The sequence below is a fragment of the Flavobacterium aquaticum genome, from assembly GCF_003259835.1.
In the GTDB taxonomy this organism is placed as follows: domain Bacteria; phylum Bacteroidota; class Bacteroidia; order Flavobacteriales; family Flavobacteriaceae; genus Flavobacterium; species Flavobacterium aquaticum.
This window is the reverse complement of record NZ_QLMI01000001.1, coordinates 473,734-494,168: the sequence shown is the minus strand read 5'-3', so window position 1 is coordinate 494,168 and position 20,435 is coordinate 473,734. Positions and strand designations below refer to the sequence as shown.

Genomic DNA, 20,435 nt, shown 5'->3' with positions numbered 1-20,435 from the left:
ATGAAGTTCAATTGGTTTAAGAAAATAGTAAAAGATTATCCTAAATTTTGGGAAACCTATTTGTCTTATTTTGATGAAAATCAGAGTAAAGACAAACGCTATGTAGTTTTTGATTGCGAAACAACAGGTTTGGATTACAAATCAGATCGAATTCTTTCAATTGGTGCAGTTGCTATCCAAAATAATCAAGTTATTGTTGGTGATTTTATGGAAGTATTTGTACAGCAAGATATCTTTAAGCCTGAATCGGTACCAATTCACGGAATTTTAAAAGAAGGAAAAGAAGAAAAAATTGTTGAGGCTGAAGCAATAATTCGTTTTTTGGAATTTATTAAAGACGCCACTTTAGTTGGTCATCACGTTGATTTTGATATTGAAATGATTAACCAAGGTTTAGATCGTTTGAATGTTGGGACACTGAAAAATCAGGCTATGGATACGGATGTTATGTATCAAAAGCTCAAACACTTACCTTACGAACAACATACTTCGTTAGATGAATTATGTGATATTTATAAGATAAAAAAATCTGACCGACATACTGCTAGTGGTGATGCGTTTATTACTGCATTGCTTTTTTTGAAACTAAAGAAAAAATTAGAAATTTAATTCCAAATGATTCAAAACGATTGGGCTTACTTGGAAAAATATGCTTTAGAAAATCAGAAATTACTAAAACAACTTAATGATGGCAACAGAATTGTTTTCATTGGTGATTCAATAACCGAGTTTTGGAAACAGAATGATTCAATATTTTTTAATCAAAATAATTATATAAATAGAGGAATTAGTAGTCAGACTTCTGTACATGTTTTAGAACGTTTTGACAATGACGTTATTAGTTTAAAACCGAAATCTGTTATCATTTTAGTTGGTATTAATGATATTGCTGAAAACTTCGGACCAATTTCATTAAAAGAAATTATGCTAAATATTACTTTAATGGTTGAGAAATCATTAAAAAATAATATTGAAGTACTACTTTGTTCAATTCTTCCAGCAAATAGTTTTTATTGGAATCCAAAAATTCAGCCAATTGAAAAAATCAAACAACTTAATCAAATGATTAAAGCATATTGCATATTGAAACAGTTAGATTTTGTTGATTATTATACTGAAATGGTGGATGAAAATTTAAGTTTAGATAAAAAATATACAGATGATGGCGTTCATCCAAATTTAGCAGGTTATTTAAAAATGAAAGCTATTCTTGAAACTCATATAAAATAAAAAAACTGCCTCATTGCTGAAGCAGTTTTTAACCAATAAAACTAAAAAACTAGAGCTTGCCGTTTTTAATTTCGTCCACAATTTCTGGATTTAATAAAGTGGAAATATCTCCAAAATTAGAGAAGTCTCCTTCAGCAATCTTTCTTAATATTCTACGCATGATTTTACCCGAACGTGTTTTTGGTAAACCACTTACAAACTGTATTTTATCTAATTTCGCAATCGGACCAATTTGATCTGAAATTTGTTGATTTATTTCTTTTGCAAGATTATTTTTATCACGACTCTCACCTGTTTCTTTCAGAATAACAAATCCATATAAAGCATTTCCTTTGATATCATGAGGGAAACCTACGATTGCACTTTCTGCAACTGCTGGGTGTTCGTTGATAGCATCTTCAATTGGAGCCGTTCCTAAATTGTGTCCGGAAACAATAATAACATCATCTACTCTACCCGTAATTCTGTAATACCCTACTTCATCGCGTAAAGCACCATCACCAGTAAAATATTTACCTGGAAAAGCAGTGAAATAGGTTTCTTTATATCGTTGATGATCACCCCAAATAGTTCTAGCCATCGAAGGCCACGGAAATTTAATACACAAAGCTCCTGTTACTTGATTTCCTTCAATTTCATTACGTAATTCATCCATTAAAACAGGCTGAATTCCAGGTAATGGTAACGAGGCATAAGTTGGTTTTGTTGGTGTTACAAATGGAATTGGTGAAATCATAATTCCTCCTGTTTCAGTTTGCCACCAAGTATCTACTAACGGACAACGCTTACCTCCTACGTGGTCGTTGTACCAATGCCAAGCTTCTTCATTAATTGGCTCACCTACGGAACCAATGACTTTTAAAGAACTTAATGGAAAACGTTGTACATAATCTAAGCTTTCTTTTGCTAATGCACGAATAGCTGTAGGTGCTGTATAGAATTGTGTAATATTATGTTTTTCAATTACTTCCCAAAATCTACTAAAATCTGGATAAGATGGAACACCTTCAAAAATTACAGTTGTAGCACCATTTAAAAGTGGTCCGTATAAAATATATGAGTGACCTGTAATCCAACCTATATCAGCTGTACACCAGTAAATATCATTTTCTTCGTAATTGAATACGTTTTTAAATGTGTAAGCAGTGTAAACCATATAACCTGCTGTCGAATGTACCATCCCTTTAGGTTTTCCAGTTGAACCAGATGTATACAGGATAAACAAAGGATCTTCTGCATCCATAATTTCAGCTACATTGTTTCCTACAGCAGCATCCATTAAAGGTTGTAACCATAAATCTCTTCCTTCTTTCATGTTAACTTCCGTATTGGTTCTTTTAACGACCAAAACAGTTTCAACACTTGGACATTTTTCTAAAGCTTCGTCAACAATTCCTTTTAAATCAATAGCTTTATTTCCGCGGTAACTTCCGTCAGAAGTAATGACCATTTTACATTCGCTATCATTAATACGAGCGGCAACGGCAGAAGATGAAAATCCAGCAAATACAACTGAATGTATCGCTCCAATTCTAGCACAAGCTAAAACAGCTACGGCTAATTCTGGAATCATTGGTAAATAGATACAAACTCTATCCCCTTTTTTAATACCTTGCTCACGAAGTACGTTTGCTAATTTTGAAACTCTAACATATAATTCATTGTACGAAATATGCTGCGCTGCTTCGCTAGGATCATTTGGTTCAAAAATAATAGCTGTTTTATCACCACGTTTTGCTAAATGTCTATCGATACAGTTTTTAGTGATGTTTACTTTCGCATTTAAAAACCATTTAAAATCCGCTTCTTGCATATCAAATTCGAAAACCTTGTCCCATTTTTGATACCAAGTAAAATTTTCATCAGCAATGCGATCCCAAAACTTTCTTGGTTCGCGTACCGATTTCTTATACATTTTAAAGTAATTCTCTAAATCTTTAATTTTATAATAACTCATTTTTTAGCTTTATTTTTAATTGATAATGTAAAGATAACCAATCTGTTTTAAGAATTTTATAATTTCTTGCTAAATTACTATATATAACATGTTTTAAAAATTAAACACATAGGCACATAGATTTTTGATAAACAAATATTTAGCCGTTGCACTTTATTAAGTTAACATAAGAAATCTGTGTATATCAGCGTTTTGATGTAAAAATCTGTATTATCCGCGTGCTCTTATTTAAAAAAACCAATTTTGGCATGTTCTAAAACGTCTCTGATTTCATCAATAATCGCTTCATCATCAATAGTAGATGGAATTTGAAATTGTTCGCCATCAGCTATGCTACGCATCATTTTTCTAAGAATTTTTCCTGAACGTGTTTTTGGTAGACGATTTACCACAACTACATCGCGCAATGAGGCAACGGCACCGATTTGTTCTCTAACCAAATGCACTACTTCATATTGCAATTGGAAATGTTCTATATCTTCACCCGATTTTGCAACAACTAATGCTAAAGGGATTTGACCTTTCAATTCATCATTGATACCAATAACTGCACATTCTGCAACTGAATGATGAGACGCCACAATTTCTTCCATTTCAGCAGTTGAAAGTCGGTGACCCGCTACGTTAATTACATCATCTACTCGACCTGTGATATAAATATTGTCTTCAGCATCTTTAAAACCACCATCTCCAGAGAAATAGTAGCCTGGAAATTTATTTAAATATCCTGCTTTAAAACGTTCGTTATCTTTCCATAAATCCAATAATGTTCCAGGAGGTAATGGTAATTTGATAACTACATAACCTTCTTCATTTGAACCTAATTCTTGTCCGTTTTCACCAAAAATTCGGATATCATAACCTGTCACAGCTTTTCCGGCTGACCCAGGTTTTATAGGTAAATACTCCACTCCCATCATGTTTGCAATCATTGGCCAACCTGATTCTGTTTGCCACCAATGGTCGATAGCTGGAACGGGTATATGTTCGCGATACCATTCTAAAGTCGCCACATCGCAACGTTCTCCTGCTAAGAATTGTATTCTTAAACTACTTAAATCATATTGCTTGATGAAATCGCCGTTTGGATCTTCTTTTTTAATGGCACGAATGGCTGTTGGAGCGGTAAACATGATGTTTACTTTGTGTTCTGCAATAACACGCCAAAACGTACTCGCATCAGGAGTTCTAATCGGTTTTCCTTCAAATAAAACGGTGGTATTTCTGTTAATTAATGGTCCGTAAACGATATAACTATGTCCTACAACCCAACCCACATCTGAAGCTGCCCAAAAAACATCACCTTCTTTTGCATCGTAAATGTGTTGCATTGAAAATTTAAGTGCGGTTGCATAACCACCTGTATCTCTTACGATTCCTTTTGGTTTTCCAGTAGTTCCAGAAGTGTATAGAATATATAATGGATGTGTCGAATTTACAGGAACACATTGTGTTTCTTCTGAACCGTAAACCAATGCATCATAATCAACATCGTATTTTTTAAATGGAACTCTTGCTCCTAATTTTCTATTGAAAACGACTACTTTTTCAGGTTTGTGATTCGCTAATTCAATAGCTTCATCTACTAAAGGTTTGTAGGCGATTAATCTATCTATTTCTATTCCCGATGAAGCCGTAATAATAGCTTTTGGCTCGCAATCATCAATACGAATAGCTAATTCATGTGGGGCAAAACCACCAAAAACTACCGAATGCGTTACTCCTATTCGAGCACAGGCTAACATAGCGAAAGCAGCTTGTGGAATCATTGGCATATAGATAACAGCCGTATCGCCTTTTTCTAAACCAAGTGATAATAACCCACCGGCTAGTTTGGCAACTTCGGTTTTAACTTCGTTAAATGTATACTTTTTAACAGTTTGTGTAACGGGTGAATCGTAGATGATAGCTACTTGTTCGCCATAACCATCTTGAATGTGTTTATCAACTGCAAGGTAGCAAGCGTTTAAATTTCCATCAGCAAACCATAAAGGATAACCATTTTTATCGGTTGATAAAATGTTTGAAGGTAAATTATACCATTCTAATTGATTGGCTTGTTCCTTCCAGAATTCTTCAGAAGAACTAATACTTTTATTATAAATATCGCAATAATTCATTTATATTATTCAATTTATGTGATTTATTTTCTTTAGTAAATGTAGAAAATAAAATAATGCTAAATGAATTAATGTTGCTAAATAGATATATATTTACAAAATTTAACGAGCTAGTTTTAGAATCTTAAATGCTCCAAATGCAACAATTACAAAAACTATAGAACCAATTATTAAATCTGGATAATTTGAACTTGTTATATATATTAGAATACCTGCTAAAATGACACCTAAATTTACAATCACATCATTCGAAGTAAAAATCATGCTTGCTTGCATATGTGCTTCTTTACTTTTACTTTTCTGTAAAAGATATAAGCAAAGTCCATTTCCAAGTAATGCAAAAAATGAAACTAAAATCATTGTTGGATAATTTACTTTGGATTCAGTATATAAAAATCTTCTAATAACTTCAATAAAACCCAATACTGCAATTAATAACTGAAAATATCCAGCAAACTTGGCTATGATTTTTTTTCGCAGTAAAGTTCCTCCAACAGCAAAAAGAGCAAGAGCGTAAACAAAACTATCTGCCAGCATGTCAAAACTGTCTGCAATGAGTCCCATCGAATTAGCAACAAAACCTGTTAAGATTTCAACAACAAAGAAGAAAAAATTTATTACCAAAACTTGCCATAATAATTTTCTTTCTTGATTTGCGTTTTCAATTGGTGTTATAAAATTTTCAATTGAAAAACTTTCAACAATTGAAGTGTCAAATTTTAATTCTTCAAGCTTTTTAAATATTATATCTTTTTCATCAGTATGAAAAACAATTAGTTTTCTATTAGGAATATCAAAATCTAATGATTTAATTGTTGTCATTTCTGAAAGTTTCATGCGAATCATTTGCTCTTCAGAAGGACAATCCATTTTGGAAATCTTAAATATTGTTTTATTCATAAAAAAATTAATTCAACAATTCCTCCACTTTTTCTATCACTTTCTTAATCGAAAAGGGCTTCGTCATGTAAGCATCAGCTCCTAATGCTAAACCTTTTTCAATATCGCTTTCTTTGTTTTTTGCGGATAAGAACATGACTTTGGTATGTTGTAAATTGTCGTCTTTTCTGATTTGTTCTAAAGTGGCAAAACCGTCTACCATTGGCATCATGATATCCAAAATGATAACATCAGGGAAATTGGTTTTTAAAATATCTAAAGCTTCTTGTCCGTCGCGCGCTATAAAAACTTCGTAATTGCTTTTCTTGAAGGTGTATTCAAGTGTCATTACGATGTTGGGTTCGTCGTCTACTATTAAAATCTTCTTCATTTTGTCTTAATTTTCAATATTTTTTATTGGTAAAGTGAATACAATGCAAGCGCCTTTGACACTTGGTTCTACCCAAATTTTACCTTTGTGATGTTCAATAATTTGTTTGCAAATAGCTAATCCTAATCCGCTACCAACCGGTTTTTTGAAATTTTGGTTGGAAGCTTGATAAAATTTGTCAAATATAACGTCAAAATCGTTAGGATTGATACCTTTTCCGTTGTCTTGCACCGAAGTTTCAATAAAATTATCTTTCTTTTTGACTTGAATGGTGATTAAACCATCCGTTTCGGGACAGAATTTAATCGCGTTTGATAATAAATTAGTCACTACTTGAATAATTCTATCTTCGTCATAATAGGCTAAAACCGTATCTTTACTTTCAATATAAACGCTAATATTTTTGTTTTTTATCAATTGTTTTAGCGGATCAATTGAATGTTCAATTGTAGCAATTAAGTTGTTTTGACTTGGATGAATGGTTTGTTTTCCAGTTTCGAATTTCTCTAAATCCAAAATTTTATCAATCAAACGATTCAATCGGTCGGACTCCGATATGATGTTCTGTAAAAACTGTTTACGTAATTCTTCTGGGATTTCATCATCATCGTGTAAAATCTCACTCGCAGCTCGAATAGCGGTAATTGGCGTTCGAAGTTCGTGTGTTACTGTGTCTAAAAATTCGTCTTTTTGAACATCTTTTCGTACCAAAGTTTCATTGGCTTTTTGTAATTCGGAAGTTATTTTTTGGAGTTGGTTTGAAGTTTCAGTCAATTTTTTATTGATGGTGATGTTTTCTTTTGATTCTTCCAGAATTTTCAAAACTTCAGGTAAAGTAACTTTTTCTTCTTTCACCACACTCGAAATCAGAATTCGTGCGGAAGCCGTTCCAATATGACCTGTTAATAAATTCTCTGCGAATTTTACTAATCTCGCATCAGCCAATTCTTGATCTTTATCTACGTTGTACTTCACATTGAAAATATTCATGGCGCGTTTGGTACGTTCTTCTCCTAAAAATCGTATCAATACTTTTTCGATATCACGTGTATAAGCAGTTCCTTTCCAAACAAAAGCGTTTTCATGATTGGTGCTGTATTTATCGATATCCACATACATTTCGGCATAATTGCGTTCGCGATAATTTCCTTTAAAACTCACCGAAACCGCGAAATAAGTCAGCGTATTGAACAACATACTCCAAAACAAAGCATGAGGAACGGGTTGTAAATAATCCAATCCAAAAAGTTGGAATGGTTTAAATAAACCAATTTTCATAAAACCTTCGGTAATAAAAGAACTTTCATTATTGGTTAACCCAATAGCATAAGGTAATAACAAGGTATAAATACAAATTAAAAATCCGATTAAAATGCCGTAAATAGCTCCTAATCTTGAACCTCTTCTCCAGAATATGGCTCCGAAAAATGCTGGTGCTAATTGAGCAATAATCACAAAAGAAATCAATCCGATAGAAACCAAACTGTAATCTAAAGCGAAGAATCGGTAAATGAAATAAGCAGCGATAATTAATGAAAAGATTCCAATTTTACGAATGTTGACAATCTTTTTGTTGTTGATGATTTGCTCTTCATTCTTTAATTTTCCTAGGAAAGTATACGGAATTAATAAGTTGTTACTCAACATCGTAGACAAACTGATGCTTGAAACTACAATCATAGAAATGGCTGCTGAAAATCCGCCAAGGAAAACCAAAACAGTTAAAGTTTTATTATTAAAATATTGAGGAATTAAAAGCGAATATGTATCGGCATTAACATTTTGTCCATCAAATAATACGTTTCCGCCCCAAGCAATTGGATAAACAAAAAGGTTGAACATCAATAAGTACAAAGGAAACAACCAAATCGCAGTTTTGATATGACGTTCTCTGTTATTTTCTACCACCGACATTTGGAATTGTCTTGGTAATAAGAAAATAGCAAAAAGCGAAACCATACTCAAAAAGAACCAGTTCAATCCTTGTTCTAATCCACCGATGGTGTTCTTTTCTTTGAAATTTTCTAAAAGTGAGGCTTTTGCATAAATATCATCATAACCATCAAAAACGAAGAAGGTTACGTAAACTCCTACGATTATAAAGAAAACTAACTTCAACACACTTTCTAGAGCAACTGCAGTAACTATTCCTTTACGTTTTTCCGAAGCATCTACGTATCGAGTTCCGTAATAAGAAGCAAATAAGGCTAAAGCAATAGCAACATAAGTCGTTGTATCATCAAAAATGTAAGAACTTGATTGTGTTTTTGTTACAATAAGAAAGGTTTCCGAAATTGCTTTTAATTGTAAAGCGATGTAAGGCAAAATTCCAGCAATGCAAACTACAGTTACAATTGCTCCTAAAAAACGGCTATTACCATAACGAAGTGATATAAAATCGGCAATACTTGAAATTTTATTTACACGAGAAATACGAATGATTTTCTTCAAAATAATAATCCAAGCTGGAATAATAATAATTGGTCCAATATAAATAGGTAAATAGCCTAAACCTGAATTTGCAGCAACTCCGATACTTCCATAATACGTCCAAGCGGTACAATAAACAGCTAATGATAAAGAATAGATGTACGAATTATTGGTCCATTTGATGTTTTCTTTTTTCTCAGCCCAATGTGCAATAAAAAAAAGAATACCTAAATAGCCTAACAGAATAAGTAAAAGAATCGCACTATTCATAATAACGTTGTACTACAATCCAAGACATTAACACTGAAAACAACCAAATGGAAAAGATGTAAATATAAATTACTGGAAATCCCAATACATTTTCAGCGCTATCAAATAGCAAAACGATTGGTAAATTCAATACCAATAACAGTAACAACGATAAAACAACTAATTTTTGCTGATGTCTTTTTTTCATATTGAATAGCTTACATTTTTTAAAAATACAAACTCTGCTCTCGAAAAACAAGAGCAGAGTTGTAAAATATTAAGTGAACCAAAAAATTAGTGTGCAGCTCCTGCTTCACCCGCTCCAGAAGGAATACGGATATTTTCAACAATATCTTGTACTTCTTGAGGTGGTGCTGGAGTAAATTTACTTACAACTAAAGCAACAATAAAGTTTGCTACCATTGCAACTGTACCAAATCCTTCAGGAGAAATTCCAAACCACCATTCTGATTTGTCTGGCATTTCGCCAATCCATCCTAATTTGTATTTTGCCATGTAATATAACATCAATCCCATACCCACAACCATTCCGGCTACAGCACCTTCTTTATTCATTCGTTTATGGAAAATTCCTAAGATAATCGCTGGGAAGAAAGACGCAGCAGCTAATCCGAAAGCTAATGCTACCACGGCGGCAACGAATCCTGGTGGATTAATTCCGAAATAACCTGCAACTACAACAGCAACAGCAGCTGAGATACGAGCACTCCATAATTCTCCTTTTTCCGAGATATTTGGATTCACCATTTTCTTAATTAAATCGTGAGAAACGGCAGCAGAAATTACTAATAATAAACCTGCAGCAGTTGATAACGCAGCTGCTAAAGCTCCAGCAGCAACTAATGCAATAACCCAGTTTGGTAATTTAGCAATTTCTGGATTTGCCAAAACCATGATATCGTTATCGATATATAATTCGTTTGCATTTTCAGCATTTGGTTGGTCTTTTTGAGGTTTTCCGTCTTTCAACATAAAAGCATCACCTTTTACATATTGAATTTTTCCATCTGCATTTTTATCATTGAACATTAAAAGACCTGTTTTCTCCCAGTTTTTAAACCATTGAGGCATTTCGGCATACTCTTTATTACTTACCGTTTCGATTAAGTTAGTTCTTGCAAAAACAGAAACAGCTGGTGCAGTCGTATATAAAATAACGATAAAAACTAAAGCTAAACCTGCAGATTTACGAGCATCTTTCACATTTTTAACCGTGAAAAAACGAACAATTACGTGTGGTAATCCTGCAGTTCCAACCATCAGAGCTAATGTAATAGCAAATACATCTAACATAGATTTTGAACCATCAGTGTATTCAGCAAAACCTAATTCTGTTGATAAACCGTTTAATTTATCTAATAAATAAACATCTTCACCCGCAACGGTACTACCCATTCCTAATTGTGGAATTGGATTTCCTGTCATTTGAATTGAAATGAAAATCGCAGGAACCATGAAAGCGAAAATCAACACACAGTATTGTGCTACTTGCGTATAAGTAATACCTTTCATTCCTCCTAAAACAGCGTAGAAAAGAACGATTACCATTCCGATGATAACTCCTGTGTTAATTTCAACTTCTAAGAATCTTGAAAATACAACTCCTACTCCACGCATTTGACCTGCAACGTAAGTAAAAGATACAATCAAAGCACAGAAAACAGCTACTGAACGTGCAGTTTTTGAGTAATAACGATCTCCAATGAAATCAGGCACGGTGAATTTCCCAAATTTTCTTAAATAAGGTGCTAATAGTAATGCGAGAAGTACATAACCTCCAGTCCAACCCATTAAGTAAACAGCTCCATCATAACCTGCAAAGGAAATGATTCCGGCCATTGAAATAAATGATGCGGCAGACATCCAATCGGCAGCTGTTGCCATACCGTTCGCTAATGGAGAAACGCCTCCACCCGCTACATAAAACTCTTTAGTAGAACCCGCTCTGGTCCAAATTGCAATTCCAATATATATAGCAAACGTAATTCCTACGATAATATAGGTCCAAATTTTTACATCCATGATTTTAATATTTTTAAGTTAAATTAATCGTTATCAAAACCATATTTTTTATCTAATTTGTTCATCAAACGAACATAGACAAAAATTAAGATTACGAAAACATACATTGATCCTTGTTGTGCAAACCAAAATCCTAATGGAAATCCACCAAGTTTTATTGCGTTTAATTGGTCTACAAATAGAATTCCTGCTCCATACGAACATAGAAACCAAATGCTTAATAAAATTAGAAGGTATTTTAAATTTTCCTTCCAATATGCCGTAGCGTGTTTTTGATCACTCATAATGAATAGTTTTATTAGTTGTTATAAATAGATTTGTAATTGTATGATGAATTCACCTTTATACTTATCAATCTTATCAACAGCTGTGTAAACTGGACGAGTTGAATATTGTGTAGTAATTTTGGCATGATGTCCGTCTAAGAAAAAATTAGCACCTAAATCAAATTGACTACTTGCTTTTTCTAAAGCTTCAAAGTTTTTATAAGTATAAGCTCCAAATGGTTGAATTCTTACTTTTGGCTTTTCACTTTTTGTTGGTAATAAAACCCCTGCTTGTGTGTACCAAATATTTCCTGTACCAATCATTGCTTGAAGGTTTCCTGCTCCTGCTAATGCTGGTGAACCAGAAAACGATGGATCCGCAATACTTTCATTCATGATTCCAAGGTTTCTCAAATAATTAGGTCCGAAATCATAATTATAAAAAACACTGTAAGCAGTAATAGCCATTTTTTTCTCTTTAGCTCCAATTGGCATATCTAAGAAAACATCACCAGCAAATAAATTGATTGGATGTTCTTCAATTATCCCGTTTACAGAAGTTTGTGTTCCTTTTGGTGCATTATAAAAGCCAGCTCCAATATTGAACATTTTTTTGGTTCCTAAATAAGTTCCCACTTTATAAGGCAAAAAGTTAGCTTCTTTATCAAAGAATTGATATTCCACATAACCCGCTTTTGACCATTGAGTAACATTGTTATTATCTACAGCTCTTGCAATACTTGCATCTGTAACATTTGTTGGTGTTTGATTTGTAGAAAAAGGTTTATTGATACTAAAACGATATTCGAATTTGTTGTATTTTCCTTTAGCGAAAATCCCAATTTGTCTTGCAAATTGATCTGAATTTTCAATTAAAGGCCAGTTGAAAATGGGTGCATCAACTGTTAAATAATTTAAAGTAGAAGACATTGTCATACGAGATAATCCCATATAATAATGTAATCCAGCTCCAACAGATAAACTAAAAGGTTTTGATTCTTGTGGTAAAACTACAGCATATTCATTCCATGCATCATGGAAAAATATTCCAGGTTTTTTTCCTGCTCCATATCCACCAGTTCCAGCCGAACCTGAAGCACCTCCATTAATAAAAGTTTGATTGTTAATCCCTATATGAGTCAAAATCATATAACGTGGAGAAATTTGTGCATAGGCTAATAAACGTAAACGACGTAAGCTAGCGTCTTCATAAGAAGAAACGGATTCATCTCCAATCATCGAACCCGGATTCAAATCAGTTGTACGAAGCCAAATTTGATTCCATGCAATAAAACGCATGTATTTGGTTCCTTCTGGATTTAAGTTGAATTTTAAACCTCCACCGTAATCAGGTGAACCCTGAGCGGATACTAGCAGAGATAAAAATAATCCTGAAATAGTTAGTAATTTTTTCATAATTAAAATTTGGTTAGTTGGGCATTTCTGCATGACCAAATTCTAAAATTATGTTAACGAAAAAAATTACAGTATATATTTTTGTTAAAAAGTATAGCTAATCTTTAAAACGCTCCCATTTTATAAGCATAAACTTATCACCAAGTTCTGTAATAATCATACCGGCACCAGATAATTGGTCTTTGTTTTGAAGGAATTCAACCAGCTCATTATGTTTAAAAATCTTATATGTTGGATGGTAGTTAGGATGTGGTGGTTTCTTAATTTTAAACTCTTTCACCCAATTACTAATAGAAACGTGCGAGACGCCAATAATACGCTCTATTTCTCTAAAACTTAAACCTTCTAAATACAATTGCAAAGCTTTGGTTACATAGTAATCATCTATCTTTTTTCCTAATTTATTGACAGTGAAGTAATAATTGCAAGATTTACATAAATAACGCTGTCTATCTTTGATGATGCCACTTTTAACGATATTGTCGCTTTGACACTTTGGACAGGATAAAATCTCCATATATATAATTTTTGCATAAATATACTAATTTTGCAAAATATACAAAAAATAATATGATAAAAATTTCAATTTATTTTTTTACTTCTTTCAATTTTTAGGTTTTAAAATTGTGAATAGTATAATTTTAGTTACAATTCGGTATATTTTTAATTTTGACAAAATGAAAAAAAAAGCATTTTTGTTATGAAATAGTATAGTTATTTTATTTAATTTGTAAAAACAACACAAAACCATGCAATTCGACATACAAAATACCGAATCTTCCGCTTTATATAAGCTCTTAACGGGTACAGTAATTCCAAGACCAATAGGCTGGATTTCTACAATTGACAACAACGGAATCAATAACCTTGCTCCTTTTTCCTTTTTTAATGTTGTAAGCGAAGATCCGCCACATGTGATGTTTTCAACCGTTAGAACAGGAAACAAAAACAAAGACACTTTAAATAATATATTGGATAACAAACAATTTGTCGTCAATTTAGTTACCGAAGAAGTTGTAGAACAAATGAATACTACTTCTCAAAGCGTCGCTTCTGATATTGACGAATTTGAATTAGCAAACGTTACTCCTATTGATGCAGTTTTTGTCAAACCAAAACGTGTCAAAGAAAGTCTAGTTCATTTTGAATGTGAAATGGTGCATCATTATTTTATCGAAAATCATCAAAATGGTGGCGCTTGTATTATCATTGGTAAAATAATAACGATGCATATTGATGATTCTATTTTATTGGAGAATCACAGAATCAATTTAGAATCGTATAAACCTGTTGCTCGTTTAGCAGGTTCGAATTACAGTAAATTAGGAGAAATTTTCTCAATTAAAAGACAATAAATTAAAAATCTGCGGAAATCTGCGTTTTGCAAAGCAAATCAGTTTTATCCGCGTGCTAATACATATGAAAATAACAGTTATAGGTGGTGGTCCAGGCGGACTTTACTTTTCGATATTAACAAAAAAAGCAATGCCTCATTGCCAAATCGATATTTACGAACGTAATAAACCCGACGATAGTTTTGGTTTTGGAGTAGTTTTTTCAGACGAAACCTTAGGCGAATTCTTAAAGCGCGACATGCAATCGTATGAATTAATTCGTAGCAAATTTGCGTATTGGGATGATATTATTGTCGCTCGTAATGGTGAATCTGTGAATATTGCAGGAAATGGTTTTTGCGGTTGTTCCCGTAAAACTCTTTTACAATTATTACAACAACGTTGCATCGAAGAAGGCGTAAATCTGCATTTCGAACAAAATGTAGATGATTTATCGCAATTCGCAGATTCAGATATCATTTTAGCTTCAGACGGAATCGCAAGTGCAATTCGTACACAATACCAAAAAGAATTCGGAACCAAAATCGAATTAAAGAAAAACCGTTTTGTTTGGTTGGGTTCCACAAAACCATTAGATGCTTTTACTTATTTCTTTAGAAGTACGCCTCACGGAACCATTGTTGCTCACACCTATCAATACGAAGAAGGTATGAGTACATGGATTTTTGAGTGTAGTGATGAAACTTGGCAAAAACACGGTTTTGAAGTGACTAACGAAGAGGATACGATGGCAAAAATCGCGAAAATCTTCAAAGAAGAATTAGACGGACATCCGCTGATTTCCAACAAATCACATTGGCGTCAATTTCCACATGTAACAAATCAAAATTGGTATCATAACAATATTGTTTTATTAGGAGATGCCAAAGCAACAGCCCACTACTCTATTGGTTCTGGAACCAAATTAGCTATGGATTGCGCTATCGGATTATCAGATGCTGTAATTGCAAATCCAAATAATGTGCAAGCTGCTTTCGAACAATACGATAAAACCCGAAGAAATACGGTAGAAATGATTCAATATGCAGCAGTAGTTTCTTTAGATTGGTTCGAAAATATGGATCGTCATATGCAACATCCTTTCCAACAATTTGCTTTTGGATGTATGACACGTTCTAAAAAAGTAACGTATGAAAATTTACGTTTAAGAGATAGCTCGTTTACAGATAAAGTTTTAGAAGAATTCAATGACAATTGCAATGTCAATATCAAAAATCAATCAGCAGCTTTTTCAAAATTCAAATTAAGAGAATTAGAACTCCCAAATCGTATCGTTATGGCACCAATGGGACAATATTCCGCTACAGACGGATTGGTTTCTGATTGGCATTTAGTGCATTACGGAAGTCGCGCTACCGGTGGCGTTGGGTTAATCATTACCGAAATGACCGCAATTTCAGAAACCGGAAGAATTACAGAAGGTTGTGCGAGAATTTATAATTTCGAACAATTAAACCAATGGAAAAAAATTACCGATTTTATTCATAACAATACATCCACAAAAATTGCAATTCAATTAGGACATTCGGGAAGAAAAGGTGCTACTAAAAAACCTTGGGAAGGCAACGGACCAATGGAAACACCTTGGAATTTAATTTCCGCTTCTCCTATTCCATTCAATGAAAATTTCGCTACTCCAAAGGAAATGACTTTGGAAGATATGGCGGAAATCAAAGCGCAATTCGTACAAGCAGCTAAAAATGCTGACGAAGCTGGATTTGATATGATTGAATTACAAGCACATCACGGCTTTTTATTAGCTTCTTTCTTATCGCCATTAACCAATATTCGCACGGATGAATTTGGTGGAAAGATCGAAAATCGTTTGAAATATCCATTAGAAGTATTTAAAGCCATACGTGAAGTATTCCCAACTGAAAAACCAATCTCAGTACGAATTTCAGCTACCGATTGGGCAGAAAACGGAATTTCAGAACAAGAAGTCATTGCTATTGCAACTGCTTTCAAAAATGCTGGAGCAGATATCATCAATGTTTCTACAGGAAATACAGTCGCAGGTCAAAAACCATTAACGGGTAGAATGTGGCAAACACCATTTTCTGATGCCGTTCGAAATACTGTCCATATCCCAACTATAACCGCTGGCTATATTCAAGATATCGACCAAATCAATACGATTCTTTTAAACGGAAGAGCTGATTTAGTTGCACTAGGAAGACCATTATTGTTGGATGCTAATTTCGTGAGAAACGCACAAGCTTACGAACAATTTCAAGCGAATGACATTCCAAATCAATATAAAATGGGCGTTTCGCATTTATATCCGCTAAAAGCTTCGGAAAGAAAACAAGTGGAAAGTATGAAAAAGGCATTAAAACCTAAAAGTAATAAGAAGTAATTAGGAATTATGAAACATTACGAAGATAATTTTGCTCACAATAGCTTACCAGATCTAGAATTACAACCAGAATATACCTTTTTAGGTTTACCTCAATTCCAACATCCAGAAATGCTGAATTGTGTGGATAAACTATTGGATAGCCATATTCGTGAAGGACGTGGAAATAGTATTTGCATTCGTACGTTTGAAGAAACTTGGACGTATCAAGATTTATTTGAAAAAGCGAATCAAATTGCTCACGTTTTGGTAGATGATTTAGGATTACAATCTGGTAATCGCGTTTTGATTCGTTCGGCTAACAATCCCATGATGGTCGCGTGTTGGTTTGCTATTTTAAAAGCGGGTGGAATTGTTGTGGCAACCATGCCATTGCTTCGTTCTAAAGAATTGACTACGATTATCGATTGTGCTGAAATTTCGCATGTGTTGTGCGATAAGGAATTGGAAGAAGAAATTCATTTGGTAAAATCAGATTTTCTAAAACAAACTTGTTTCTATGGAAATTCGCAATTGGAAGAATTAATGGCTTCTAAGTCTAAAATTTTCGATAACTACCATTCAAAATCTGATTCAATTGCTTTAATTGGATTTACCTCTGGAACAACGGGTTTACCCAAAATGACAGCGCATTATCACAAAGATATTTTGAATATTTGCGAAGCATTTCCAAACTATTCTTTACAACCAACACAAAACGATATTTTCACAGGAAGTCCCCCATTAGGATTTACTTTTGGTTTGGGCGGATTGGTTTTGTTTCCAATGTATTTCGGAGCTTCTACATTTCTAATCGAAAAACCAAGTCCAGATTTGTTATTGAAAGCGATTCAAGATTTTAAAATTACGATTTGTTTTACTGCACCAACCGCTTGGCGTATCATCACTACAAAAGTTCAGGATTACGATATTTCCAGTTTGAAAAAATGCGTTTCTGCTGGCGAAACCTTACCATTAAAAGTCTGGCAAGATTGGTACGATGCTACAGGTTTAAAAATTATTGACGGAATTGGTGCTACCGAAATGTTACATATTTTTATTTCTTCCAATGAAGAAAATATGAAACCCGGCGCTACTGGTAAAGCCATCACAGGTTACGAAGCTAAAATCGTAGACAAACAAGGCAACGAATTACCAAGAAATGAAGCCGGAAGACTTGCCGTTCGAGGAATTACTGGCTGTAAATACCTAAACCGAGAAGAAAAACAACGAGAATATGTAGAAAACGGTTGGAACATCACGGGCGATATTTTCCGTCAAGATGAAGAAGGGTATTTTCATTTTGTGGCTCGTGGCGATGATATGATTATTTCTTCTGGCTATAATATTGCGGCAATTGAAGTAGAATCCGTACTTTTAACCCACGAAGATATTTTGGAATGTGCCGTAGTAGGTTTACCCGACGAAGAACGAGGTATGCTAGTTTGTGCGCATATTGTGTTACATGATTCATCTAAAGCATCAGATGTAATGAAGAATCGTATTCAGCACTGGTTCAAAGAAGTAGCAGCTCCATATAAATATCCAAGAGTAATTAATTTTGTGGAATGTTTGCCAAAAACGGAGACTGGGAAAATACAAAGATTTAAGTTGAAATAAATTAGAAATATGGATATTAAAAAGATATACTTAATTTTATTAATTGGATTATTTTCTTGTAATAAAGAAGAGAAAAAGTCTATTAATATGATTGAAACTAAAAAAACAGAAGTTCTAGAATTTGAAATAGTAAAACCAGCAGAGTTAGAAAAAAATGTAGATGATTTCTTTTCAAATGTATCTAAAATAGAAATTTTTGCATATTTGGATAGAAATAAATGGGATAAATCAGATAATCCAGATTATAGAAATCCTGATTATATTAAAAACAATAAGATTGAAATAAAAGATAAATATTTAAGAAATAGAATAGTTTTATCTACTTCACAAGTTAAAGAGTTGCAAGCTGGATTCAAAAATGGATATTACGATATTGCAGCTGCTTGTTATGACCCTAGGCATGCCATTATTTTTTATGACAAAAATGATGTAATAATTGGCAATATTGAAATATGTTTTGAATGTAACAATGTTTCAAGTTCAAAAAATTTATATAGTATAGGAAGGTCTGCTTCAAATCAAATGGATTTATTTAAAAAATTCGGGATAACCTATTTTGAAGATACAAAAGAAGAATACGATACATTTCTAAATAACTTAGATTAAAGTACTAATGAAAAATTATTTTACAAAACAAGAAAAAGTACGTTTCCAACATGTCGATTATGCTGGAATTGTCTTCTATCCAAGATTTTTAGAAATGCTAAATTGTTTGGTTGAGGATTGGTTTGAAGAAGCCTTAGAACGTCCTTTTTCAAAAATGCACGAAACTAATGGTATTCCAACCGTTGATTTAAAAATTCAATTTAGGAATGCTGCAAGATTGGGAGAAATCTTAACCAAAAAACTTTGGGTAAAAGAACTAAAAAACTCGTCAATACTTTGCGGATTTCAATTTGTTAATGAATCAGAAAATACCGTTTTAGAAGGTGAAGTTACCTTAGTAAATGTAGTTTTCAACCCAGAAAGAAACGGTATTAGAGCCGAACCTTTCACAGAAGAAATGAAGAATAAAATAAAGCAATACGAATTATATAACTAGGAACACAGATTCAATAAATTATGTAAATTTTAAAAATTTCTACAATCTGTGTTCTAAAAAAACAATTCACAAATGGAATTCAAAAAATTCAAAGCCGCAACCGTTCAAACTTCTCCTGTATTTCTTAATGTAGAAAAAACAGTAGATAAAGCCATTTCTTTCATTAAAGAAGCCAGCAATAACGGAGCCAAATTAATCGCTTTTCCAGAGGTTTTTATCGCTGGATATCCGTATTGGAATTGGATTATGACGCCTGTTCAAGGTAGCAAATGGTACGAAGAATTATATAAAAATTCGGTTGACGTAGCAGGTCCAGAAATCAAGAAACTTTGCTTAGCTGCCAAAGACAATGACATTCATATTGTGATGGGAATCAATGAACGCGGGAAAAGCTATGGCGAAATTTACAATACCAATTTAATCATCGACAACAAAGGCGTTATCGTTGGAAAACATAGAAAGTTAGTCCCAACATGGGCCGAAAAACTAACCTGGTCTTCAGGTGATGGTTCTTCTTTAAAAGTCTACAATATAGAAATTGGTCCAATCGGAACCTTAGCTTGTGGCGAAAACACGAATACATTAGCTCGCTTTACGCTACTTTCTCAAGGTGAATTGATTCATATTGCAAATTACATTTCGCTTCCAGTAGCGCCACCAGATTACGATATGGCGGAAGCAATTAAAATTCGTGCCGCTGCACATTCGTTTGAAGGGAAATTATTTACGATTGTTTCATGTTCAACCGTTTCACAAGAAATCAAAGATGCGTTACGAGCTGATGTCCCGAATGTTGATGAATTATTGGATAGAAAAAGTTCCGCTTTCTCTGGATTTATTGGTCCAAATGGCGCTGTAATTGGACAACCATTGATTGATGAAGAAGGAATGGTATATGCCGATATTGATTTAGCAAAATGTATACAACCAAAACAAATGCATGATATTTTAGGACATTATAATCGATTTGATATTTTCGACTTACGAGTTAATACAGCTCCTACTCGAAAAATTACGTTTATTGATAATCACGAGGAGTTTAATAAAAGATAAATAATTGGTGGCTGAGGCTCTCGAAGTCATCAATTTAAAACATAAG

General features: G+C 33.4%; 18 protein-coding genes. 8 read left to right on the top strand and 10 right to left on the bottom strand.

The window, feature by feature from the left end; genetic code table 11:
• Entirely contained in the window at positions 1-609 is a 609-nt protein-coding gene (locus B0I03_RS02510) for a 3'-5' exonuclease (protein WP_111565884.1), read from the top strand.
• A 6-nt stretch (positions 610-615) separates the two neighbouring features.
• On the top strand, positions 616-1,230 hold the full coding sequence (locus B0I03_RS02505) for a GDSL-type esterase/lipase family protein (RefSeq protein ID WP_111565883.1): 615 nt from the start codon (positions 616-618) through the stop codon (positions 1,228-1,230).
• A gap of 49 nt (positions 1,231-1,279) precedes the next feature.
• Here B0I03_RS02505 and acs read toward each other — a convergent pair whose 3' ends face one another.
• From acs to B0I03_RS02455, 10 genes are all read right to left on the bottom strand, one after another.
• Positions 1,280-3,187 (bottom strand): acetate--CoA ligase, encoded by a 1,908-nt coding sequence (gene acs / locus B0I03_RS02500; protein ID WP_111565882.1) that lies wholly within the window; start codon positions 3,185-3,187, stop codon positions 1,280-1,282.
• A gap of 224 nt (positions 3,188-3,411) precedes the next feature.
• Positions 3,412-5,307, bottom strand: a complete 1,896-nt coding sequence (locus tag B0I03_RS02495) for an acetate--CoA ligase (protein WP_111565881.1) — start codon at positions 5,305-5,307, stop codon at positions 3,412-3,414.
• A 102-nt stretch (positions 5,308-5,409) separates the two neighbouring features.
• Complete coding sequence (locus B0I03_RS02490; protein ID WP_111565880.1) at positions 5,410-6,207, bottom strand: cation diffusion facilitator family transporter; 798 nt, start codon at positions 6,205-6,207, stop codon at positions 5,410-5,412.
• A gap of 7 nt (positions 6,208-6,214) precedes the next feature.
• Complete coding sequence (locus B0I03_RS02485) at positions 6,215-6,577, bottom strand: response regulator transcription factor (RefSeq protein ID WP_111565879.1); 363 nt, start codon at positions 6,575-6,577, stop codon at positions 6,215-6,217.
• A 6-nt stretch (positions 6,578-6,583) separates the two neighbouring features.
• Positions 6,584-9,277: an ATP-binding protein gene (locus B0I03_RS02480; RefSeq protein ID WP_111565878.1), complete on the bottom strand. Its 2,694-nt coding sequence runs from the start codon at positions 9,275-9,277 to the stop codon at positions 6,584-6,586.
• On the bottom strand, positions 9,270-9,464 hold the full coding sequence (locus B0I03_RS02475; protein ID WP_111565877.1) for a hypothetical protein: 195 nt from the start codon (positions 9,462-9,464) through the stop codon (positions 9,270-9,272). The genes B0I03_RS02480 and B0I03_RS02475 overlap by 8 nt, the downstream gene beginning before the upstream one ends.
• Before the next feature lie 86 nt (positions 9,465-9,550).
• Positions 9,551-11,299 carry a sodium:solute symporter family protein gene (locus tag B0I03_RS02470; protein WP_111565876.1) on the bottom strand — a complete coding sequence of 583 codons (1,749 nt, stop codon included), beginning with the start codon at positions 11,297-11,299 and terminating at the stop codon, positions 9,551-9,553.
• Between the two features lie 23 nt (positions 11,300-11,322).
• Positions 11,323-11,583: a DUF4212 domain-containing protein gene (locus tag B0I03_RS02465; protein WP_073584615.1), complete on the bottom strand. Its 261-nt coding sequence runs from the start codon at positions 11,581-11,583 to the stop codon at positions 11,323-11,325.
• A 21-nt stretch (positions 11,584-11,604) separates the two neighbouring features.
• Positions 11,605-12,981: a porin gene (locus B0I03_RS02460; RefSeq protein WP_111565963.1), complete on the bottom strand. Its 1,377-nt coding sequence runs from the start codon at positions 12,979-12,981 to the stop codon at positions 11,605-11,607.
• A 97-nt stretch (positions 12,982-13,078) separates the two neighbouring features.
• Positions 13,079-13,498, bottom strand: a complete 420-nt coding sequence (locus B0I03_RS02455; protein ID WP_026725866.1) for an IS1/IS1595 family N-terminal zinc-binding domain-containing protein — start codon at positions 13,496-13,498, stop codon at positions 13,079-13,081.
• Between the two features lie 232 nt (positions 13,499-13,730).
• Between B0I03_RS02455 and B0I03_RS02450 the strand changes: the two genes are divergently transcribed.
• From B0I03_RS02450 to B0I03_RS02425, 6 genes are all read left to right on the top strand, one after another.
• Positions 13,731-14,336, top strand: a complete 606-nt coding sequence (locus B0I03_RS02450; RefSeq protein WP_111565875.1) for a flavin reductase family protein — start codon at positions 13,731-13,733, stop codon at positions 14,334-14,336.
• A gap of 64 nt (positions 14,337-14,400) precedes the next feature.
• Positions 14,401-16,695 carry an oxidoreductase gene (locus B0I03_RS02445; RefSeq protein WP_111565874.1) on the top strand — a complete coding sequence of 765 codons (2,295 nt, stop codon included), beginning with the start codon at positions 14,401-14,403 and terminating at the stop codon, positions 16,693-16,695.
• 9 nt (positions 16,696-16,704) lie between these two features.
• Positions 16,705-18,294 carry an AMP-binding protein gene (locus B0I03_RS02440; protein ID WP_111565873.1) on the top strand — a complete coding sequence of 530 codons (1,590 nt, stop codon included), beginning with the start codon at positions 16,705-16,707 and terminating at the stop codon, positions 18,292-18,294.
• 9 nt (positions 18,295-18,303) lie between these two features.
• Positions 18,304-18,900, top strand: a complete 597-nt coding sequence (locus tag B0I03_RS02435) for a hypothetical protein (protein WP_111565872.1) — start codon at positions 18,304-18,306, stop codon at positions 18,898-18,900.
• Positions 18,901-18,907: 7 nt separating this feature from the next.
• Positions 18,908-19,336: an acyl-CoA thioesterase gene (locus B0I03_RS02430; RefSeq protein ID WP_111565871.1), complete on the top strand. Its 429-nt coding sequence runs from the start codon at positions 18,908-18,910 to the stop codon at positions 19,334-19,336.
• 72 nt (positions 19,337-19,408) lie between these two features.
• The gene (locus B0I03_RS02425; protein ID WP_111565870.1) at positions 19,409-20,389 is read left to right on the top strand and encodes a carbon-nitrogen hydrolase family protein; all 981 of its coding nucleotides are present in this window, start codon (positions 19,409-19,411) and stop codon (positions 20,387-20,389) included.
• Positions 20,390-20,435: the final 46 nt, after the last annotated feature.